Consider the following 20,199-nt stretch of genomic DNA (forward strand, 5'->3'; position numbering starts at 1 on the left):
AACAACATGGTTTTTTAACAACATGGTTTTTTAACAATTCGTTTTAACCACATAGTTTTTTAATAAAACCGTTAAAAATAAAACTCACTTAGGAAAAAATTATGGCTAAACGCTTAAATAATGACTTTCAGTTTCTTGATGTTGAACGCACAGATCCTGGCAAAAAAGACCTTGCGACGCGAACCCATCAGTTTGTAGAAATTTACAATCCATTTGAACGCGATGAGGTGAGTGAACAAGCTCATCGTTGTCTTGGTTGTGGCAATCCGTATTGTGAATGGAAATGCCCTGTGCATAACTACATTCCCAATTGGCTGAAACTGGCCACCGAGGGGCAAATTTTGCAAGCGGTAGAGCTTTGTCATCAAACCAATACCTTGCCTGAAGTGTGTGGGCGTGTTTGTCCACAAGATCGCTTGTGCGAGGGGGCGTGTACTTTAAATGATGGTTTTGGAGCGGTTACAATCGGCAATGTAGAAAAGTACATCACCGATACGGCGTTTGCTTTGGGTTGGCGGCCAGATATGTCTGGGGTGATTTGGACGGATAAAAAAGTGGCAATCATTGGTGCAGGGCCAGCAGGGCTTGGCTGTGCGGATATTTTGGCACGCAATGGGGTAAAACCTGTGGTTTTTGACAAACGTCCAGAAATTGGCGGTTTATTAACGTTTGGTATTCCTGAGTTTAAAATGGAAAAAAATGTCATGCGTCGCCGTCGTGAAGTGTTTGAAAGCATGGGCGTAACGTTTTGTCTGAATACCGAAATTGGCAATGATGTTCAAATTGAGCAACTGTTGCAAGAGTACGATGCAATATTTATGGGTATGGGGACTTACACTTATATGCGCGGCGGTTATACGGGTGAAAATTTGGCCGGCGTGTACGATGCGTTGGATTTTTTGATTGCCAATGTTAATCGTTGTCAAGGTTGGGAGAAAAATCCAAGCGACTACATTGATGTTCAAGGTAAAAATGTTGTGGTGCTTGGCGGGGGTGATACGGCCATGGATTGTAATCGCACCAGCATCCGCCAAGGGGCAACCAGTGTAACTTGTGCTTATCGCCGTGATGAGGAAAATATGCCAGGTTCGCGTCGCGAGGTAAAAAACGCCCGCGAAGAAGGGGTGAATTTTTTGTTTAACCGTCAACCGATCGAGATCATGGGGTTAAATGGCAAGGTAACTGGAGTAAAAGTCATCACCACGCAACTTGGACAGCCTGACAATCGTGGGCGTAGAAATCCAGAGCCTGTGCCAAATTCAGAAGAGATTTTGCCTGCCGATGCGGTGATTATGGCGTTTGGTTTTCGTCCAAGCCCTGCTGTCTGGTTTGATACGCAAGGCATAGAATTGGACAACGGCGGCCGGGTAATTGCTCCAGAGCAACAAATTTATCCATTTCAAACCAAAAATCCAAAAATCTTTGCAGGCGGTGATATGGTGCGTGGTTCTGATCTTGTGGTAACGGCAATTTGGGAAGGACGTCAGGCAGCAAAAGGCATTTTGGATTATTTGAGTGTTTGATTTTTTAGCTGATTTTCAATAAAAACACCCAAAGATAAATTTGTATGTATTTGGGTGTTTTTTTGTGGGTTAAGCGGTTTTAGGCTTTGTTTGTGCTTGATTTTTGTGCTTGGTTTTGCTTGTGATAATCTTCCATGCGTGGCCGTACTTCAGACAGATAAATCCAAATCAAACTCACCCATACTACGCCAAACATAATCATAAACGCCGATGAACGCACGCCTGTAATATCGACCGCCACACCAAACATAATTGGCAAAATAAATCCGCCCACGCCACCGGCTAGCCCTACAACGCCCGATACCGCTCCCATATTTTGTTTATAATCATCGGATAAGTATTTAAATACCGATGCTTTGCCAACAGCAAAAGCAATACCCAAAGCAAAAATTAAGATGGTAAAGAAGGTTGCATTTAAGCCAATGTGAAATTCTTTTACGCCGTTTATGGTTTGAATGTGCAATTGTGTTTGTGGATAAGATAAAACAAACAGCAAAAGCATTGACACCCATAGCACCCACCATGTTACCGTATGGGCTGAATATTTGTCTGATAACCAACCGCCAAGGGCACGCAATACACCTCCTGGCAAGCTAAAACAAGCTGCCAAAAATGCCGCTGTCTGCAAGCTAAAGCCGTATTCGTTCACATAATATTTGGTCATCCATAAGGCAAGAGCCACATAACCACCAAATACGATGGAATAATACTGACTATACCGCCACACATCGGGATCTTTTAGTACGGCTAACTGGCCGGCAAGGCTGCTATTGCTTGCTGTGCGATGATCTTTATTGTCATAACTAAAAAACCAAAACATAAGGGCGGTAATGAGCATAATCCCTGCGTATACTTTTGGCAACATTCGCCACCCTTGTGCTTGCCCCAGTGCAGTCATTGTCCCTGCACTGATGATTGACGGCCCGATAATTTTGGTTAATGCTGAACCTGCATTGCCTGCGCCAAACACCCCCATAGCAAAACCTTGGCGTTCTTGTGAAAACCATTTTGCCACATAGGCAATGCCAACGGTAAACGATCCGCCCGCAAGACCAACAAACAACCCTAAGATTAAAAAATGCCAGTATTGAGTGGCAAAACTCATTGCATAAATTGGAATAACTGTAATGAGCATTAACACAAACAATACAATGCGTCCGCCGTATTTGTCAGTCATTAAACCAATCGGTAAACGCACCAGTGAACCTGTCAAAACGGGCGTGGCGGCCAACAGTCCAAATTCGGTGTTGTTAAGCCCTAAGGTTTTTTGGATCGGAATGCCTAAAACAGCAAACATCATCCACACCATAAAACACATGGTAAAAGCGATGGTAGAAGATATTAATACCGCCATTTGCTTATATTTATCACTTGTCATAACCAACCTCTTGTTTAAACCTACCTTTTATTGTTTTAGACTTGTTTATTGTTGTAGACTTGTTGTTATGCTTTAATTACAGCTTGCTTAATCACAGCTTGCTTTAATCATAATAAATATCATAACAAGATTTTGTTAAAAATGGTTGATTCAAATCGACATGTATTGACAAAAATGCGTTACAATAATGAGGTTATACGCCTTTAGGTGTATGGCAAAATCAAATGGATTATTGTATAAAATTGCTTATTTTCAATGGGTTATTTATGGTTTTGTGTCAATGTGTCTGATTTTTAGTCTGATTTTGCCAAACCCACGATAAAGCAACTATTTAGGAGTATGCTTGATAAAATTGCCAACTTTTATCCGTCAATATATGAATTCCTTGCCAATTCGTGCATCAGGGGCGGTTGCGATTATTGCGTTTTTGATGATCATCAGTGCGATGATTGGCGGATTTTTGGCATGGACGGCAGAGCGTGATGCCCAAGCAGTCAATACCGCAGGTTCTATGCACATGGCAACTTATCGCATAAATTTTATGCTTGCGAATGATTATCAGTACATTGCCAAGTTGGACAAATCATTGGCGTATGATGTTGCTTTATTGCCAAGCGAACAACTGATACATGACATGCAACAAAAGTTGGCAAAATTACAAGATTATGAAAATTCTTACAATAACAGCAACCCTAAAATTTTGGCACAATTGGCAATTATTGATAATATTTGGCAAACTCAATTATTAAATGAACTTAAAAATAACGATAAGGCTAATTTTTATAAAAATTCCGTTGCATATATTAATCATGTGGATAAATTGGTATCTTTGATCCAAGAACGCAATGAAAACCGCCAAAATTTGCAACAGTTTTTTCAAATTGTTATGTCAATTGTGAGTATTGTGGTGATGATGGTTGGACTGTATGAATTGCACCACAATGTGCTGTTGCCCATTCGCCAAATTGGACGTGCGACCAAACAATTAAAAACCGGCAAACCTGCCAAGGTAGCACTGACCGCTTATGATGAATTAAATGAGCTTGGACGGGTGTTTAATGAAATGAGTCAAACCATTTATCACCACCAAGAACATTTACAAAGCGAAGTGGCACGCAAAACTTATCATCTAAGCCGTTCTAATCAAGCACTGGCTTTGTTGTTTGAATTTGCCAAACAGATCAACACGCAGACGATCTCTTTTGCCAAATTGCAACAACTGATTGATGAAGTTAGTGGCTTGTTGCCAAATGTGGATTTGACTTTATGCCTAAACAGTCAGATGACCGAGCAAAAAGATTCGTTTGCACTGCACAACAAAAAACAGGGCAGTTTTTGTCAACCAGATGATTGTAATCGTTGTGAAATCAGACAAGAGGATAGGTTAAGTGCGTATCTTATCACCCATCAAAATATTGAATTTGGTGAGTTATTGGCACAAGTGCGTACAGATGAGATGGTGCACAGTACAATGTCATATCGATTGACAAATCCTAACCAAATTCCAGTATTAACGCTAAATGACAATGTGGATAGCACCATGCTGTTTAGTCATGATGAATTGTTAAAAACGTTGGCAAGTTTGATTGGCATGGCATTGGCAGAACAAAAATTGCGACAACAAGAGCACCAGATTGTACTGTTAGAAGAACGCAACATTATCGGCCGTGAGTTGCACGATTCATTGGCACAGTCATTAACTTACCTAAAGTTTGAATTAAGCGGTTTAACAAAATTGTTGGGGAATCAGTACACAAGTCCTATGGTGAATGAAAAGATCAATCATTTAAAAGACGGCTTAAACGGTGCGTACGTGCAACTTAGAGAATTGCTACAAACCTTTCGTTTAAGCATTGACACTGATTTTGAGGCTGCTTTACAAAATGCCTGTGAAGAATTTGGCTTAAAAGGCGGTTTTGGCGTAAAACTTGACAACCGAATTATGGCGATGAATTTGTCAGCAAATGAACAAATTGATGTGATACAAATTGTACGCGAGGCTTTATCCAACGCCCATAAACATGCCAAGGCTTTCAAGGTTTTGGTAAGTCTTAGCCAAGATTCTGATGGCAATGTGGTGCTTGAGATCAGTGATGATGGCATAGGCATTGATTTTAATTTTAACCCACAACATCATCATGGCTTAAAAATCATGAATGAACGCGGTAAAAATTTGGGCGGATCGGTTGAAATTAGGCGTTTACAGCAGGGTACACAAGTGCGCTTGAGTTTTATGCCACGCCTTTTTGTTGTGTAAATGTTTGGCAATAATTGGCAAGTGCAATAAAAATTTATCAATTTATCAATTTATCAAATTTCAATACCGTTGAGAAACTTATGACTTTAATGAAAACCTCCGTCAAAAACAAAATTTTTACCAGTATCACGCCTGCGCGTTTGTTGCTTGTAGATGATCACCCAATGATACGCCGTGGTTTAAAAGATTTGCTAAATTTAGAAGCTGATATTACAGTGTGTGGTGAGGTCAATCACGGTGAAGAGGCTTTGTATTTTTTGTCAAAATACGATGTGGATTTGATTGTGCTTGATCATAATATGCCAGTTTTAAATGGCATTGAAACCCTAAAAAAACTGCGTGAATTGCAAATTGATACCAAGGTTTTGTTGTTTACGGTGTCGGATAACATCAAAGATGTGCACGATGCGTTGGAGCTTGGCGTGGACGGTTATTTGCTTAAAGACATGGAGCCTGAACAGATTATTTATGATATTCGGCGGATTTTGCGCAATGAGTTGGTGATAAGCCCAGCGTTAGCTCCGATTTTGGCACAAGCTGTGCGAAAACCTGCCAAAAATGAGCTAAATTTTGATTTAACCGAGCGTGAATTGCAAGTTTTATACATGATTAGCGATGGCATGAGCAATAAAATGATCGGCAATAAACTGGGCATTGCTGAATCTACGGTAAAAGTTCATGTCAAGCATATTTTAGGTAAAATCGGTTTACGCACACGCGTAGAAGCTGCAGTTTGGGCGGTTAATCATCTAAAAAACCATCAATCTAAATAATCTAACTAACTAACTAACTAACTAACTAACTAACTAACTAACTAACTAACTAATTAATTAATTAATTAATTAGTTAATTAGTTAATTTAATTTTATGACAATATAAAATAATAATAAAGGACATGCCATGCTTAACAGCCAAACCAAAGAGCGAAACGTTGCCAAATTCATTAAATACGCCACTCCGTAAACGATCCGTAACGCCACATACAGCCATGCCAATTTTGCCACCACCGTTAACGGCACAAAAAATAACAAGGCCGTCAAGACCGAGGTTAAAAATATTGGCAAACTTTCAAAACTGTTTTGTTGGACTGCATTGGCACGCGATGCCACGCCTGTTGCTTTTGCCAAAAAATTGCGAGGGTTTTCGTTGTCTTTGAGTTTAAACCCTGCCAATATTTTGGCAAGCAGGGCAAACCCAAACGGCAAAAAACACGCTGTAAGCATTGCCAAAATTATACTGTTGTTGCTTGAAAAGTACATCGACACAGCCTTTTATGGATTTATGTTAATAATTTCATAATCGTGCGTGATATTCACCCCACCGTTTTCCAACATTCGACTGGCAGAGCAGTATTTTTTTGCTGACAATTCCACCGCTTTTTTGACTTGAGCGTCTTTAATATCCACACCAGTTACAACAAAGTGCAGATGAATGTCAGTAAATACAGCAGGCACAGAATCGGCACGCGTGGCTGAAAGTTCACATTGTACATCACTGATTTGTTGGCGGGCTTTTTGTAAAATACTCACCACATCATAACTGGCACAGCCTCCAAGCCCCATTAAAATCAATTCCATTGGTTTTGGTCCAAGCTGTTGGGTGGAATCCATGATGATGCGGTTGTTTGTTTCGCTTGTGGCTTCAAAATTAACCACTTCATTTTTTAGCCAATTTACCGCTACTTTCATGATTTTTCCTTATAAAAGTTATTAATTTATTTTGTTCATAATAGGGCGTTTTGGTAGAAAGTCAATAAATTTTTATAATTTTTTCTGCGTGAAACAATTTTTAGCAAATAAACATTACACTTTTTCGTAAAAAACTGTTTTAATAGGCAATAAGAATGACAGTGATCGCATTGTCAATGTTTTTATATAAATTATCAATTTTGTCAATAAGTTTGAGGGTTTGCTATGATAACTTAAAGCCTATGATAACTTAAAGCAAGCTTTTTGTAATGATTTTACCATCAAAAACTTGATAATACGATTGCCTGTCAAATTGTTAAATGAAACAAAATTGAATAAGGTGATTCGTCATGATAGATGCAGACGGCTTTCGTGCCAATGTCGGTATCATCTTAGCAAATACGCATGGGCAAGTGCTTTGGGCAAAACGTGTGGGGCATGATGCGTGGCAATTTCCACAAGGTGGCATTCACTATGGTGAAACGCCCGTGGATGCAATGTATCGTGAATTGTGCGAAGAAGTTGGGTTATTTCCAAAACATGTCAAACTGTTGTCGCAAACCCAAGAATGGCTTCGTTATCGTTTGCCAAAACGTTTTGTTCGTCAAGGACAAAATCCAATGTGTATCGGGCAAAAACAAAAATGGTTTTTGCTACAGCTGGATGAAAAAAATACCGCACATATCCGTTTTGATACGGCAAAGCCTGAGTTTGAACAATGGCAATGGGTAAGTTATTGGTATCCGCTTAACCAAGTGGTGGCTTTTAAACGCAATGTGTATCGCAGGGCGTTGTTTGAGTTGTCATCACAGTTGCCATTAAAACCTGAATTGTTGTTGCCAAATGCAGCCACAGCCTTGGCTTATTAGCCTTCGTTCATTCAGTTGGATTTACCAAAATAATGGTTTACCAAAAGAATATGGTTAAAACAACCTTATTAAAATAATATTGTTACATTAAAAAAGTTCACAATGGTGGGCTTTTTGCTTAAAAATACTTAATTCTAGCTTAAGGAAAAAAATATGAAAAAATTAACCTTAATTGCACTGGTAAATGCAGTATTATTAACCGCTTGCCAAAGCCAAACCATCATGCCAAAAGCAACCCAAACTCAAATAACTCAATCTAAGCCAGCAGAGTCAGCCATGCAAAAAACCCACACCATCAAAAGCCAGTATACTTTTAGCGAAACGGTCGATAAACTTAGCCAAACCATTGAAGATAAAGGCATGACAATTTTTGCAACCATCGATCATAAGCAAGCCGCCCAAGATGCAGGGCTTGATATGCAACCTGCCACCGTCATTGTTTTTGGCACACCAAAGGCAGGCACGCCGTTTATGCTAAAAGATCCAACATTTGCCTTGCAATTACCGTTAAAAGTTTTGGTAACCGAAGTGGGCGATGAGGTTTTGGTGAGTTTTCATGACACAAAAGCTATGGTTGACGGCAGTCAAATCACGTTTGACGATGTCAAAGATTCATTGGCAAAAGCAGAAATGTTGATCAAAAAAACCGTAACCGAATAAGTTTGTAAGAAAATTGCCAAAACTTGTGTCTAATACTCAATCCTTTAATTAAACAAGAGGGGGTATTAGACCGCCTCATTGTAAATAAAGCAGATAAAATCCATTCTACATTAATTAACAAAATTAATTAACCAAAATTAATTAACAAAAAAAGAGCGTATTATGACAACTTATAACACTGATCATCTTATCATCGGTTTTGGTAAGGGAGGCAAAACCCTTGCCAAAACTTTAGCCAGCAAAGGCGAAAACGTCATTTTGGTGGAGCAATCTGCAAAAATGTACGGCGGAACATGTATTAACATTGGTTGTATTCCTACCAAAAAACTTAAACATTTGGCCGAGCAAGGCAGTGAATTTCACACAGCAATTCTTCAAAAAAATGAGCTAATTGGCAAATTAAACCAAGCCAATTTTGAGATGATCGATAAAGTTGCAACGGTCATTACAGGCAAGGCGGATTTTATTGACGCACATACCGTACAAGTAACAACCGACAGCGATACGCACACGATCACCGCCAAGCACATTTATATCAACACAGGAGCGAAATCCCCCATTCCTAACATTGATGGTATTCATAGCACCCAAGGCATTTATGACAGCACCGGTATTATGAATCTTGCGAAAAAACCAGACACGTTGGTTATTGTTGGTAGTGGTTATATTGGACTTGAGTTTGCCAGTATTTTTACCCAATTTGGCGTAAAAGTTACCGTGCTCGATCTAATTACCGAATGTTTGCCACGCGAAGATAGAGATGTTGCTGAAGCGTTACAAAAAATCATGGAAAATCAAGGCATTACGTTTAAATTTAACCAAAGCGTACAGGCTTTTAAAAATGTTGACAATCAAGTGGTTATTCAAACTGAAGAAACAGAACTAAAAGCCGATGCGGTGCTAATTGCCACAGGGCGAGTGGCAAACACGGATTTTAATCCAAAAAATGCTGGTATAGAATTGGGCGAGCGTGGTTTTGTTAAGGTTAATAAACACTTGCAAACAAGCCAACCGCACATCTATGCAATGGGCGATGTTGCAGGTTCACCACAGTTTACTTATATGTCGCTTGATGATTTTCGTGTGGTGAAAAGCCATCTGTTAGGTGATGGCAGTTACACAACTGAAAATCGTACATTTCCTTATACAGTATTTACCAATCCGCCCTTGTCAGTTGCAGGCTTAAGCGAAAACGCAGCCAAAATGCAGGGCATCAATGTCAAAACCGCGACATTATCAGCAAATGCCATTCCAAAAGCAAAAATTATCCAGCAAACCGAAGGCGTACTAAAAGCTGTGATTAACGCGGATAATAATAAAGTCATTGGTGCACAATTGCTTTGTGCCGAATCGCACGAAATGATTAATTTTATGGATTTGGCGATTCGTCAAGGCATGAGTGCATCTGATATTGCCAATTATATTTTTACCCACCCAACCATGTCGGAGAGTTTAAACGATTTGTTTGGACAATTTTAATTGCTTCTGGCTTAATTAAAAAAGGAGATTGTTATGCAAACCAGAAACAAGGCTGTGTTATCAATCATGGTTTTAGCACTTATGGCGGTTAGTGGAAACGCACTAAGTCATGATCAAATCAGCCAAAAATCAACAAAACAAACACCAACAACGCATGCCAAACACGCCACTGAAGTCAAAAAAGCCGAGGGTATTTGGATTGATGTGCGAACTTTAGATGAGTTTAACAGCGGACATTTACAGGGGGCGGTAAATATTCCTCATGAAAACATTGGGAATAGAATCAGTGATTTTGTTAAAGACAAAAACGCTCCAATCAATCTATATTGTCGCAGTGGTCGCCGTGCTGAAATTGCCAAAACCACTTTAACCAACATGGGTTATACCAACGTTACCAATCACGGCGGTTACGAGGATTTGGTGAAAAAGGGCTTAAAATAAGCCTGTTTGTGTGGCATAGTTATTTGTGTGGATAGGTAAGGGTTTTGCCAAAATACCAAAAGCAAGTTTATTTTGGCAAAACCTAACTGGTTAACTGATTGATTTTTAAAATAAATCTAAATTTTTAGCAAAAAAATAAAAAAATGCTTGCAATCAAAAATAAATCTGTTAAAATACTCACACTTTCAAGCGATACGCCGGCTTAGCTCAGTTGGTAGAGCAACTGACTTGTAATCAGTAGGTCGCCAGTTCGATTCCGGCAGCCGGCACCATCTTTCTTAAAGATTTATTTCTTAAAGATTTAGCGTTGAGTTTGAAAAGACAAAATTAGGTGGGGTTGGGGAGCGGTCAAACCCAACAGACTGTAACTCTGTCGCGAAAGCTTCGAAGGTTCGAATCCTTCCCCCACCACCATTTTCTTTATATTTCCTAGCCAACATAACAAAATTAAAAGCCCATCTATTGGGTATTTTTGTAAAATTGTAAATGTAATAAATATTTTATAATAAATAATATTTTGTATCATAGATATATTGGCTTAAAATAATTCCCCTTGGTTAGGGTGGGTACTGGGAGTGGCGAACTACCAGTTTAAAAATTGTTCGCTACTCTTTTTAGAGTGATAGAGTTTTAGAACGATAGAGTGGCGGTATTGCAAATTAGTATTTTGAAAAATTAGCATTTCGAATTAGTTTGCGGGTGTAGTTTAGTGGTAGAACCTCAGCCTTCCAAGCTGATGGTGCGGGTTCGATTCCCGCCACCCGCTCCATTTTGTAGATTTGCTCTTGTAGCTCAGAGGTAGAGCACTCCCTTGGTAAGGGAGAGGTCACGAGTTCAACTCTCGTCAAGAGCTCCATATAAAACCCTTAAAAACAATTGTTTTTAAGGGTTTTTTGTTTTGCGATAGTTTGCCAAGGTGCAAATCTTTTTTGGCAAAACGCAAGTTAACCGTGGATTGAAGTTAACCGTGATTTTTTTCAAATTCATTGTGTTCAACTTGGTATAAAGAGCCCAATCGCTGTTGTATTTCTTTGTCCAACAAGGTTTTGGCATCTTTAAAAAACTTATTTTCTTCTTCTTTTAAATGATGACGCACTTCATGAATAAGGGCTTGACAGGTTTTTATCCAATCATCATCACAAGTTTGGTCATCGTTTAAGGTTGCCATCATTTCGTCCATTTCGTGGTGCTCGGCAATTGCATGACGCGATAAATCCATACCGTCATCGTGCGACATCACAGGCATGTACAGATGACGTTCTTCGGCGGTAGCATGGGCTTTTAACTCAATATCAAGCTGTGGATAAAAATCTTTGGCTTTTTGTAACTCATTGTTTTTAATCAGGTTTTCTAATTTTTCGCATAAAGTGCGTTGCACATCGTGGCGAGCGATTAAGGCTTGAAAAATCGTGTGTTCGGTATTGATATCCATAAAATCTCCTACGATAAAGTAAAAATTTTAACAAAGCAGTTCGGTTTTTGCCATTGTGATTTGAATGCAAATTTGTTGCTAATTGTTATTGCTGTGTAATTTTTTTGCCATGATTTTGCCAATTAAAGGCAAACAAAACATTGGCAATTGTAACGCTCCGATTAACGGTAAAAATATTGCACCCAAAAACGGCGTGGCAATGGTATAGGTTAATAACACATTGCGTCCGCCACATACCAACGCACAAATAATAGCAAGCTCTTTGCCTTTTTTTAAGTATAAAAAATACGCTCCAAAATAAAAACCAAATGCCAATATCCATGCCAAAGCCATTAACAATAACGCATTGGTAGGGCTTTTGTCAAAAGTTGCCCGAAAACCGCCCATCAATCCAAGAGGGAACATCAGTAACAAAATAATGTTGAATTGAGCAATTTTTGGATAAATTTTGTTTAAATTTTCTAAAGAAACTGCTTGACGAACCACAACCGCAAGCAACATGGGCGCAACGATATAAATTAATAACCGCTGAAAATATATAGCAAAATCCACGCGTGCATCTGGCGAACCCAAAAGCCATAACACAATCAGTAATGACAAAGGCATAATCAGTGTTGCTGCTATGGTTTTTGCCATTGCAAGTAGAGCATCAAAACCTACCGCATTGACAATCGCGCCACTACCAAACAGCGGTGCAGTTGCTGCAAGTGCTGAAATTGCAAGCAACAAATCACCTTTTGCTCCAAAAAGATAGGCAATTATGGTTACAATCACACAAAATCCGCCCGCTTGAAACAAGGCATACAGCCACACAGGCAAAGTAGCAAGGCGTGTTATCAGTTGTTTTTGGTTAATGCCAAGCAAGGTAAAAAACATCAAAAAAAATAAAATTTGTGGCAAAAAGGGCAAGACCGTATTGGACACTTGTGGGAATAAAAAACCAAATAACGCACATAAAGGCATAAAAATCGTGCTATTCCGTGCAATAAATTTTAACATAAGCTATCCATTTATCATTAAAATCAAATCATAAAAACCTAAGTCATATTGCCAAAGATAAGTTTTATCCTAATTGGCTTTATAAATCATTATTGTAAAATTCCCCACAGCATCTTAATTCCCACTATCACCAAGAGAACGCCAAACATCCGTTTTAAAGTACTGGCGGGTAACTGGTGGGCAAGTTTTGCTCCAATTTTAGCAAACATAAAACTCATCAATGAAATACAAACAAACGCCGTGATATGCACAAACCCAATGGCATCTGGTGGTAATCCTGTTACATCACGGCCAAAGAACATAAAACCCAATGCCCCTGCAATTGCAATTGGTAAACCACATGCTGAACTTGTGCCTACTGCTTGTTTCATATCCAATCCAAAACGGCTTAAAAATGGTACGGTAAAACTGCCACCGCCAATCCCAAAAATTGCCGATGCCGATCCAATTAGGCCGCCTACGCCCATCTGTATGGGTGCATTTGGTAGTGTGCGCGTACTGGCAGTGTCTGATTTTTTGGCGGTGAACATTTTTAATCCCATAAGCATTGCCATACACGCAATGAGTGCAGTCAATATTTCACCTTTTAATAAATCTGCGATCCATGCACCAAACACACTACCGACAACAAGTCCTATTGACATATTTTTCCATATATCCCAACGTACGCCACCGCGTTTATGGTGCGATTGCATGGAGCTTATAGAGGTAACGATAATGGTAGCCAAACTTGTTCCAACCGCCAAATGTGTGATGACATCAGGCGAATAACCATAAGCGGTAAAAATAGCCATCAACACAGGCACAATAATTAACCCACCGCCAACGCCAAACAATCCGGCACACACGCCTGCAAACGCTCCTGCCAAGGCAAACCATAAATACATCATAATCACCAAACTTATTAAATTTATGTTAAATTTATGCTATTATAGCCCAATTTTTCGTTTTTATTCTTGTGTTTTTGTATATGCTAAATTCTTTTTTTGACAATCATGTTGTGTCATCTGATTTTTTAACGCCCATCACCCATGTGCATTTTGACAGTATTGACAGCACCAATACTGCACTGATTAAAGCGGTTAACCTAGGCAATTTGCCTTACGATTTGCCTTGTTTGTACACAGCCGGCCACCAAACGGCGGGGCGTGGACAGCATGGCCGCACTTGGGTAAGTGGTGTTAACAATGTATTTTTAACCCTTTATGTGCCAATCAAGCATGGTGAATTTGATTTATACCAATTATCAGGCTTGTTGTCATTGGCGGTAGGTTTAGAGCTTACTAAGTTGCCAGTTATTCAAATGCTGAATGAAAATCGTGATAGGACATCAAAAATTGGTGTTAAATGGGCAAATGACATTGGTTATTTTGACGATACACAGTTTAAAAAACTTGCAGGGGTATTGATAGAACCTGTGTTTAGAAAAATTTCTGGTAAAAACAATCTGGTTGGAGCGGTTATCGGTGTTGGCTTAAATGTCAATCACGCACCAGAGATTAAAGATGGCTTGTATCAATCCACTTGTATCCATGATTTGGCTTGTGTTTTGACGGCAAACCAGCAATTTTTAGCCAAAGACTTTTATATTCCGATGACCAATCAACTGTTAAAAGCAGTACAAATTTGCAATCATTGTTATGACAAAGATTATCTTAAAAGTTTTATTAATTATTTTAATGAAAATCACCTTTTGACCAATAAAAACATTAATATTTTTATACAAAATAATATGACCGATGTGCATGCAAGTGGCCAATGTATTGGTATTAGCGAAAATGGCGAATTGTTGTTAAAGAATAATGATACAATCATACCAATTTTTGCAGGCATGGCAAAATTAAAACTCAATGAAAACTAAGTTAAAACTCAATAAAAACCAACATTAAAGTTAAGAAAAAATAATATGACATATGGACAAAATAAACCAAATTTTCACAAAAAACTCTATTTTCACAAAAAACTTTGGTTGGATTTGGGTAATACGCGCTTAAAATATTGGCTTGTGGATAATGACAACCTTGTTGCGTATGATGCCAAAGAACACTTAAAAGCTCCAAATGAGTTGTTGCTTGGTTTAATTGGTACATTGAGTGGTTTTGAGCCTGAATTTGTGGGAATTTCTAGCGTTTTGGGGCATAAAATCAACGCAGCGATCACCAAAACGCTCTATGGCCTTAACATACCGTTTGAATTTGCAAAAGTAGATGCCGATCATGCGTGCTTAAAAAGTCATTACGATCCAAGCCAACTTGGTGTTGATCGATGGCTACAAATGCTTGGCGTGGTAGATGGTTCGCGTCAATGTGTGGTTGGTTGTGGCACGGCTTTAACCATTGATTTGATTGATGGGAATGTGCATTTGGGTGGCTACATTTTACCCAATGTCTATATGCAGCGTCATGCTTTGTATGCAGGCACGCAGCAGATTGAAGTGAAGGCGGGCAGTTTTGACAGTACCACGCTTGGCAAGACGACGTTTGATGCGGTAAATCATGGCGTGTTGTTTGGCGTTGTGGCGGCGGTGCGAGCGATTATGATGGATTATCCTGATTTTAAAATTACCCTAACAGGGGGTGGTGCAAACATGCTCAATCGTCAGTTTCATGGTGAATTAATGGTAAAAGAGGCGTTGCTATTGATGGGGTTACAGCGTTATTTTGCCTAAATTTTATAAATTTTTACAAGGTTACAAGGTTACAAGGTTAATTGTAAAGTTTATTGTAAAGTTTATTGTAAAAATGATTGGCAAAATTCCCCCACCAATTTTGGTTTTTAAATTTGGGGCTTTAAAATCACCAAACCTACCACCAACACCAAAATAATGACAGGAATTTCGTTAAACCACCGCCAAAAAACATGACTTTTGTACTGATGATTTTGGGTCAATTGTAAGCGAAAATAACCGCACGACAGATGATAAATTGTCAACAAAATCACCAATACAAGTTTAACATGTAACCATATTTGTGCTTGATAGGCTTGCCAATTTGGGATAAGCATGCACAGGGCAAAAATCCAAGTTGCCAACATTGCAGGGGTCATAATGCCTCGATACAGCTTACGCTCCATGATAATAAAACGTTGCTGACTGGGCGTATCGTCGCTCATGGCGTGATAAACAAACAAGCGTGGCAAATAAAAAATTCCTGCATACCAACATACCATGCTAATCACATGCAGAGCCTTAAACCATAAAAAATATTCCAGCATTGTGGTTTACCGTGAGTTTGGTTATCGGTTATTTGGGTTCTACAAATTTCTCAATTTCGGCTTTAACCAACTTGGCGTCATTGTCAAGCACCACCACTTTTTGTGGCAAATCTTCGATGCCCTTTGTCGCATCTGGGCGTGGAATGTCAATTTTTCCTACCGCTTCAACAATGGTATCGGCAAATTTGGCAGGCAAGGCGGTTTCGGTTACCACAATCAGTTCACCGTCTTGACGCAAATTCCGAGCCACTTTAACACCATCGGCAGTGTGTGGATCAATCAAATCCTTGTCGGTTTCAAACACAGATTTTATCGTGGCAATCCGATCAGCGTGGGTGGATTTACCCGAGACAAAACCAAATTTGTTGTGAATGTTATCAAGCAAATCGGATAATTCAAAGCCTTGTTGATTGTTGACATTTGTCCATAATTGGCTTAATTGTTGGGGGTTTTTGTCAAGCAATAAATAAATGAAACGTTCAAAATTTGACGCTTTAGAAATATCCATTGACGGACTTGAGGTTACATAAGTTTTATCAGCACTGCGTGGGCGGTAATTGCCTGTGGTAAAAAAGTCGTGTAATACGTCGTTTTCGTTGGTGGCAACGATTAATCTGGCAATTGGCAAGCCCATTTCACGGGCGATGTGGCCGGCACAGATGTTGCCAAAATTGCCCGAAGGCACACAAAAACTTACCTTTTGTTGGTTATTGTCTGTACTGGCAAAATAACCCTTAAAATAGTACACAATTTGAGCCAAAATCCTTCCCCAATTGATGGAATTGACCGTGCCTAGGCTGTATTTGGCTTTAAAATCTGCGTCTTGTTGCAAGGTTTTGACGATGTCTTGACAATCATCAAACATGCCTTTGATGGCAATGTTGTGAATGTTGTCATCGGTGAGACTGTACATTTGAGCCCTTTGAAACGCACTCATTTTACCGTGGGGCGACATCATAAATACTTGGATATTATCCTTGCCACGCAAAGCGTACTCGGCGGCAGAACCCGTATCACCAGAAGTTGCCCCGATGATGGTGAGACGCTCGTTTTTTTGTTTGAGCACATATTCAAACGCATTGCCTAAAAACTGCATGGCAATGTCTTTAAACGCAAGCGTAGGGCCGTTGGATAATTCTAAGATTTTAATGCCATCGGATAAAGTGCGAACCGGGGTAATCTCATCTTTGGCAAAATTTTGGCGTGTGTAAGTTTTGTCAATCAATGCCTTTAAATCCGCTTTTGGAATGTCGGTGGCAAATAATTGCATAATCTCAAACGCCAAATCTTGATAGCCTGATTTTGATAGGCTTAACTGACGCCATTTGGTTAAGGTGGCGTCATCAATTTTGGGGTAGCTTTTAGGGAGCATCAAACCGCCGTCTGGAGCAAGCCCCATTAACAAAACGTCCGAAAAAGGCATTTTTGGCGTGTTGCCACGAGTGCTGATGTAGTGCATGGTAAAAAATCCTTATAATTAATAATGTTTTTGTAGTAGGGCATAATAAAACCCATCACCGCTGTGTTCGTTTAGTGGCAAACACTGATAGCCAATGGTTTGCTTGATTTGATTGGGTAAATCAAGGGTAAAATCCACAAGGTTGGCATCAGGATTGTTTGCCAAAAAGTTTTGCATTTGTTCGCTATTTTCTATTTTTAACAGCGAGCAGGTGATGTATAACAAATAGCCGTTTGTTGCCACATTTTGCCACAAATTTTGCAAAATATCGGCTTGTAATTTTACCGTATTGGTAATGTCTGTGGCGGTTTTTAATAGCCCAATGTCAGGGTGGCGACGAATGACTCCAGTGGCGGTGCAAGGGGCGTCTAAAATCACGACATCAAACGGCTTGGCGTTAAGCTCTGTGTCATTAAAATCCGTGCGGTTAAAATCCGCAGTGTTAAAATTTGTCGCATCGCCACAAATGATTTGCAAACTTTTGTCTGATTGTTCGCTGTCTGATTGCAAATCGCTCAATTGTAACCTGTGCAAATTGGCATGCACTCGGCTTAATCGTTTTTCATCATTATCCAAGGCAATGATATTTGGCTGTAATTGGTGAAATGCTTTGGTAAAAAACAGCTCCAACACATGAGCCAATTTACCCCCAGGGGCGGTGCAAGCGTCCAAAATGTTGATGTTTTTGCCATTGTTAACGTTGCGGATAAAAGTTGGCAACACAACGTCTGCCAAAATTTCACCACAAACTTGCGCGTGCAAATCCTGCACCGATACCCAACCGTCCACAAATTTTGGCAAATCGCTGATTTTCACCGAACCTGTTAAACGAATGGCGGTGTGTTTATCCACGCCAATATTCACCAATTCGTGGGCGATGTGTTGCTCGTTTAATAATTTGCTATATTCCAAAGGCGTGCAAAATTTGGCATTGACTCGCAAAAAAATCGGAGCGGCGGTTCGCAGATTTTGCCCCAATAGTGCATAATAATCCGCCCAATCTTGCTTTAAAATTTTGGCAAGGTAATTGGGTAGACTGTGGTTTTTTTGCACCTTTTTGCTAAATTTGTCAGGATTGTTGGCAACTTTACGCAAAATTGCATTGACAAGCCCTGTACTATGACTATTGAGCGGTTTGATGGCTTCCACGGTGTCATTGATGGCAGCATAATCAGGCGTGTGCATGTAGAGCAGTTGATACAGCCCAATGTGTAGGGCGGATAGCACGGCTTTGTCGGCTATTTCGTTATCAATTAGGCTTTCGGTAATGCGATTTAACGCCCACCATTGGCGTAATGTGCCAATAATCAGCTCGTGGGTAAAAGCTTTGTCGTTGGTATCAACATTGTTTAACAACTCATCAAGCAATGTGGATAACGATTGTCCGTGGTGGATTTGGTCAAGCGTGGCAATGACTTTGGTGCGGGTGCTAAGTTTTTGGTTGGTTAAGATTTTTTGGTAGTCGGTCATGCGTTTGCCCCATTAAGCCCACTGCCAAAACCACCATCAAAACCACTGCCAAACATATCACCGTCATTTAATTTATCACCATTGGCAATTTGTTCGGCGGTTAAAGGTTTACCGCCCGCCCATTGCATGTGGGTGAGATTGATAAGGTGCTGGATACCGTCTTGGTTTTGTCCGCACGCCACTAAAATGGCGTTTTTGCCAACGCTTACCACTTTGCCAGCGGACTCTTGGGTGGTTTGGTTAAGTTTGATGGGTTTTGCTGATAACACTTTGATGCGTTCATTTTTTAAAAAAGTGAAAGCATTTAAGGCGCGAATTTGCCGATGAATGGCAAAGGCATCGTTTTGCCAGTCAATCAAGCCTTCATCGGTGGTGATTTTATTGGCGTAATTGGCTAACGTGTCGTCTTGTTTTGTGGCTTGGCTTTGATACTTTGGCAAATCTTTTAGCACAGTAACGATGGCTTGTCCGCCAAGGGTTGCCAATTTGTCATGCAAACTTTGGGTGGTGTCGGTGTTATCAATGTCGCAAACCGCTTTATATAGCATATCGCCTGTGTCAAGCCCTTTATCCATTTGCATGATGGTAATGCCAGTTTGGGCGTCATTTGCCAAAATCGCTCGCTGAATGGGGGCGGCTCCTCGAAAGCGTGGCAGTAAGGATGCGTGAATGTTGACACAGCCAAAAGTTGGCGTGTTTAGCACTCCAAGCGGTAAAATTAACCCATAAGCCGCCACAATCATCACATCAGGCTTATAATTGGCAAGTGTGTGGCGTGCTACTTGTCCGGCATCTTGTCCGGCATTGGTTTTTAGGCTAAAACTTATGGGCTGCTCTACTGGAATATTGTGCGTGAGTGCCAATTTTTTTACCGGGCTTTGGCTTAATTTTTGTCCACGTCCGGCTTTGCGGTCAGGTTGTGTGTAAACGGCAACGATTTTAATGTTTAGCGTGTCTTGATTGTCAATTAAGCTCTTTAACGCGATGCTTGCAAATTCTGGCGTGCCTGCAAAAATAACGTTTAAAGGGGTGTTTTTTGGGTGATTGGGCGGATTTGGCATAATGTTTTCTTTTTTGTAAAATTTTTTTGTTATTATAGTATGTTTTAAGCAAAATACGAAAGCTGATTTTGGTTTTTTATTGATTTTTGTCCATCATGCCTTTATAATCACTTATCTTTAAGGATAGCTACAATTTAACTGCTACAATTTAATTGCTATAATTTAACCATATCCTAAAAAATTTGTGCAAAAGGAAGTGTTGTAATTTAAGCCAATCGTGCAATTAAAAACATGCAATTTTTAATGGAAAATCTACTCGCTTAGGAAGGA

General features: G+C 39.7%; 19 protein-coding genes and 4 tRNA genes. 13 read left to right on the plus strand and 10 right to left on the minus strand.

What is annotated here, in order from left to right:
• The first annotated feature begins 101 nt into the window (after nucleotides 1–101).
• Entirely contained in the window at nucleotides 102–1,523 is a 1,422-nt protein-coding gene (locus tag MOMA_RS03655) for an FAD-dependent oxidoreductase (RefSeq protein WP_009767267.1), read from the plus strand.
• Between the two features lie 79 nt (nucleotides 1,524–1,602).
• On the opposite strand, the gene MOMA_RS03660 is transcribed toward MOMA_RS03655, so the two are convergent.
• Entirely contained in the window at nucleotides 1,603–2,841 is a 1,239-nt protein-coding gene (locus tag MOMA_RS03660; protein WP_406564468.1) for an MFS transporter, read from the minus strand.
• A gap of 403 nt (nucleotides 2,842–3,244) precedes the next feature.
• Between MOMA_RS03660 and MOMA_RS03665 the strand changes: the two genes are divergently transcribed.
• Together MOMA_RS03665 and narL are read left to right on the plus strand one after the other, a co-directional pair.
• Nucleotides 3,245–5,158 carry a histidine kinase gene (locus tag MOMA_RS03665; RefSeq protein ID WP_009767269.1) on the plus strand — a complete coding sequence of 638 codons (1,914 nt, stop codon included), beginning with the start codon at nucleotides 3,245–3,247 and terminating at the stop codon, nucleotides 5,156–5,158.
• A gap of 80 nt (nucleotides 5,159–5,238) precedes the next feature.
• Nucleotides 5,239–5,931 (plus strand): two-component system response regulator NarL, encoded by a 693-nt coding sequence (gene narL / locus MOMA_RS03670; RefSeq protein ID WP_227498083.1) that lies wholly within the window; start codon nucleotides 5,239–5,241, stop codon nucleotides 5,929–5,931.
• 81 nt (nucleotides 5,932–6,012) lie between these two features.
• On the opposite strand, the gene MOMA_RS03675 is transcribed toward narL, so the two are convergent.
• Together MOMA_RS03675 and MOMA_RS03680 are read right to left on the minus strand one after the other, a co-directional pair.
• Nucleotides 6,013–6,417: an MAPEG family protein gene (locus MOMA_RS03675; protein WP_009767271.1), complete on the minus strand. Its 405-nt coding sequence runs from the start codon at nucleotides 6,415–6,417 to the stop codon at nucleotides 6,013–6,015.
• 12 nt (nucleotides 6,418–6,429) lie between these two features.
• Nucleotides 6,430–6,846, minus strand: a complete 417-nt coding sequence (locus tag MOMA_RS03680) for an OsmC family protein (RefSeq protein WP_009767272.1) — start codon at nucleotides 6,844–6,846, stop codon at nucleotides 6,430–6,432.
• 350 nt (nucleotides 6,847–7,196) lie between these two features.
• On the opposite strand from MOMA_RS03680, the gene MOMA_RS03685 reads away from it, so the two are divergent.
• The 8 genes from MOMA_RS03685 to MOMA_RS03720 all read left to right on the plus strand — a co-directional run bounded on the left by MOMA_RS03685 (nucleotide 7,197) and on the right by MOMA_RS03720 (nucleotide 11,151).
• A complete protein-coding gene (locus MOMA_RS03685) occupies nucleotides 7,197–7,715 on the plus strand; it encodes an RNA pyrophosphohydrolase (protein WP_009767273.1) in 519 nt (172 codons plus the stop codon).
• Nucleotides 7,716–7,868: 153 nt separating this feature from the next.
• On the plus strand, nucleotides 7,869–8,375 hold the full coding sequence (locus tag MOMA_RS03690; protein ID WP_009767274.1) for a DUF302 domain-containing protein: 507 nt from the start codon (nucleotides 7,869–7,871) through the stop codon (nucleotides 8,373–8,375).
• A gap of 162 nt (nucleotides 8,376–8,537) precedes the next feature.
• Entirely contained in the window at nucleotides 8,538–9,854 is a 1,317-nt protein-coding gene (locus tag MOMA_RS03695) for an FAD-dependent oxidoreductase (RefSeq protein ID WP_009767275.1), read from the plus strand.
• A 33-nt stretch (nucleotides 9,855–9,887) separates the two neighbouring features.
• The gene (locus MOMA_RS03700; protein ID WP_009767276.1) at nucleotides 9,888–10,295 is read left to right on the plus strand and encodes a rhodanese-like domain-containing protein; all 408 of its coding nucleotides are present in this window, start codon (nucleotides 9,888–9,890) and stop codon (nucleotides 10,293–10,295) included.
• Between the two features lie 196 nt (nucleotides 10,296–10,491).
• Nucleotides 10,492–10,567: transfer RNA gene (locus tag MOMA_RS03705), tRNA-Thr, on the plus strand.
• Between the two features lie 58 nt (nucleotides 10,568–10,625).
• A tRNA-Tyr gene (locus tag MOMA_RS03710) sits at nucleotides 10,626–10,709 on the plus strand.
• Between the two features lie 281 nt (nucleotides 10,710–10,990).
• A tRNA-Gly gene (locus MOMA_RS03715) sits at nucleotides 10,991–11,064 on the plus strand.
• 12 nt (nucleotides 11,065–11,076) lie between these two features.
• Nucleotides 11,077–11,151: transfer RNA gene (locus MOMA_RS03720), tRNA-Thr, on the plus strand.
• A 105-nt stretch (nucleotides 11,152–11,256) separates the two neighbouring features.
• On the opposite strand, the gene MOMA_RS03725 is transcribed toward MOMA_RS03720, so the two are convergent.
• The 3 genes from MOMA_RS03725 to MOMA_RS03735 all read right to left on the minus strand — a co-directional run bounded on the left by MOMA_RS03725 (nucleotide 11,257) and on the right by MOMA_RS03735 (nucleotide 13,616).
• Nucleotides 11,257–11,727, minus strand: coding sequence for a hemerythrin domain-containing protein (locus MOMA_RS03725; protein ID WP_009767277.1), 471 nt, complete (start codon nucleotides 11,725–11,727; stop codon nucleotides 11,257–11,259).
• Between the two features lie 78 nt (nucleotides 11,728–11,805).
• Nucleotides 11,806–12,726, minus strand: a complete 921-nt coding sequence (locus tag MOMA_RS03730; protein ID WP_009767278.1) for a hypothetical protein — start codon at nucleotides 12,724–12,726, stop codon at nucleotides 11,806–11,808.
• An 89-nt stretch (nucleotides 12,727–12,815) separates the two neighbouring features.
• Nucleotides 12,816–13,616, minus strand: coding sequence for a sulfite exporter TauE/SafE family protein (locus tag MOMA_RS03735; RefSeq protein ID WP_040624805.1), 801 nt, complete (start codon nucleotides 13,614–13,616; stop codon nucleotides 12,816–12,818).
• Nucleotides 13,617–13,696: 80 nt separating this feature from the next.
• On the opposite strand from MOMA_RS03735, the gene MOMA_RS03740 reads away from it, so the two are divergent.
• Nucleotides 13,697–14,587 carry a biotin--[acetyl-CoA-carboxylase] ligase gene (locus MOMA_RS03740; RefSeq protein WP_009767280.1) on the plus strand — a complete coding sequence of 297 codons (891 nt, stop codon included), beginning with the start codon at nucleotides 13,697–13,699 and terminating at the stop codon, nucleotides 14,585–14,587.
• Between the two features lie 45 nt (nucleotides 14,588–14,632).
• Nucleotides 14,633–15,394 (plus strand): type III pantothenate kinase, encoded by a 762-nt coding sequence (locus tag MOMA_RS03745; protein ID WP_009767281.1) that lies wholly within the window; start codon nucleotides 14,633–14,635, stop codon nucleotides 15,392–15,394.
• 107 nt (nucleotides 15,395–15,501) lie between these two features.
• Here MOMA_RS03745 and hemJ read toward each other — a convergent pair whose 3' ends face one another.
• The 4 genes from hemJ to fmt are packed head-to-tail and all read right to left on the minus strand — an operon-like array spanning nucleotide 15,502 to nucleotide 19,929.
• Nucleotides 15,502–15,939 carry a protoporphyrinogen oxidase HemJ gene (gene hemJ, locus MOMA_RS03750; RefSeq protein ID WP_009767282.1) on the minus strand — a complete coding sequence of 146 codons (438 nt, stop codon included), beginning with the start codon at nucleotides 15,937–15,939 and terminating at the stop codon, nucleotides 15,502–15,504.
• A gap of 28 nt (nucleotides 15,940–15,967) precedes the next feature.
• Complete coding sequence (gene thrC, locus MOMA_RS03755; RefSeq protein WP_009767283.1) at nucleotides 15,968–17,398, minus strand: threonine synthase; 1,431 nt, start codon at nucleotides 17,396–17,398, stop codon at nucleotides 15,968–15,970.
• Between the two features lie 18 nt (nucleotides 17,399–17,416).
• A complete protein-coding gene (gene rsmB / locus MOMA_RS03760; RefSeq protein WP_009767284.1) occupies nucleotides 17,417–18,868 on the minus strand; it encodes a 16S rRNA (cytosine(967)-C(5))-methyltransferase RsmB in 1,452 nt (483 codons plus the stop codon).
• On the minus strand, nucleotides 18,865–19,929 hold the full coding sequence (fmt, locus tag MOMA_RS03765; protein ID WP_009767285.1) for a methionyl-tRNA formyltransferase: 1,065 nt from the start codon (nucleotides 19,927–19,929) through the stop codon (nucleotides 18,865–18,867). The genes rsmB and fmt overlap by 4 nt, the downstream gene beginning before the upstream one ends.
• Nucleotides 19,930–20,199 lie beyond the last annotated feature (270 nt).

The sequence above is a fragment of the Moraxella macacae 0408225 genome, assembly GCF_000320365.1.
In the GTDB taxonomy this organism is placed as follows: domain Bacteria; phylum Pseudomonadota; class Gammaproteobacteria; order Pseudomonadales; family Moraxellaceae; genus Faucicola; species Faucicola macacae.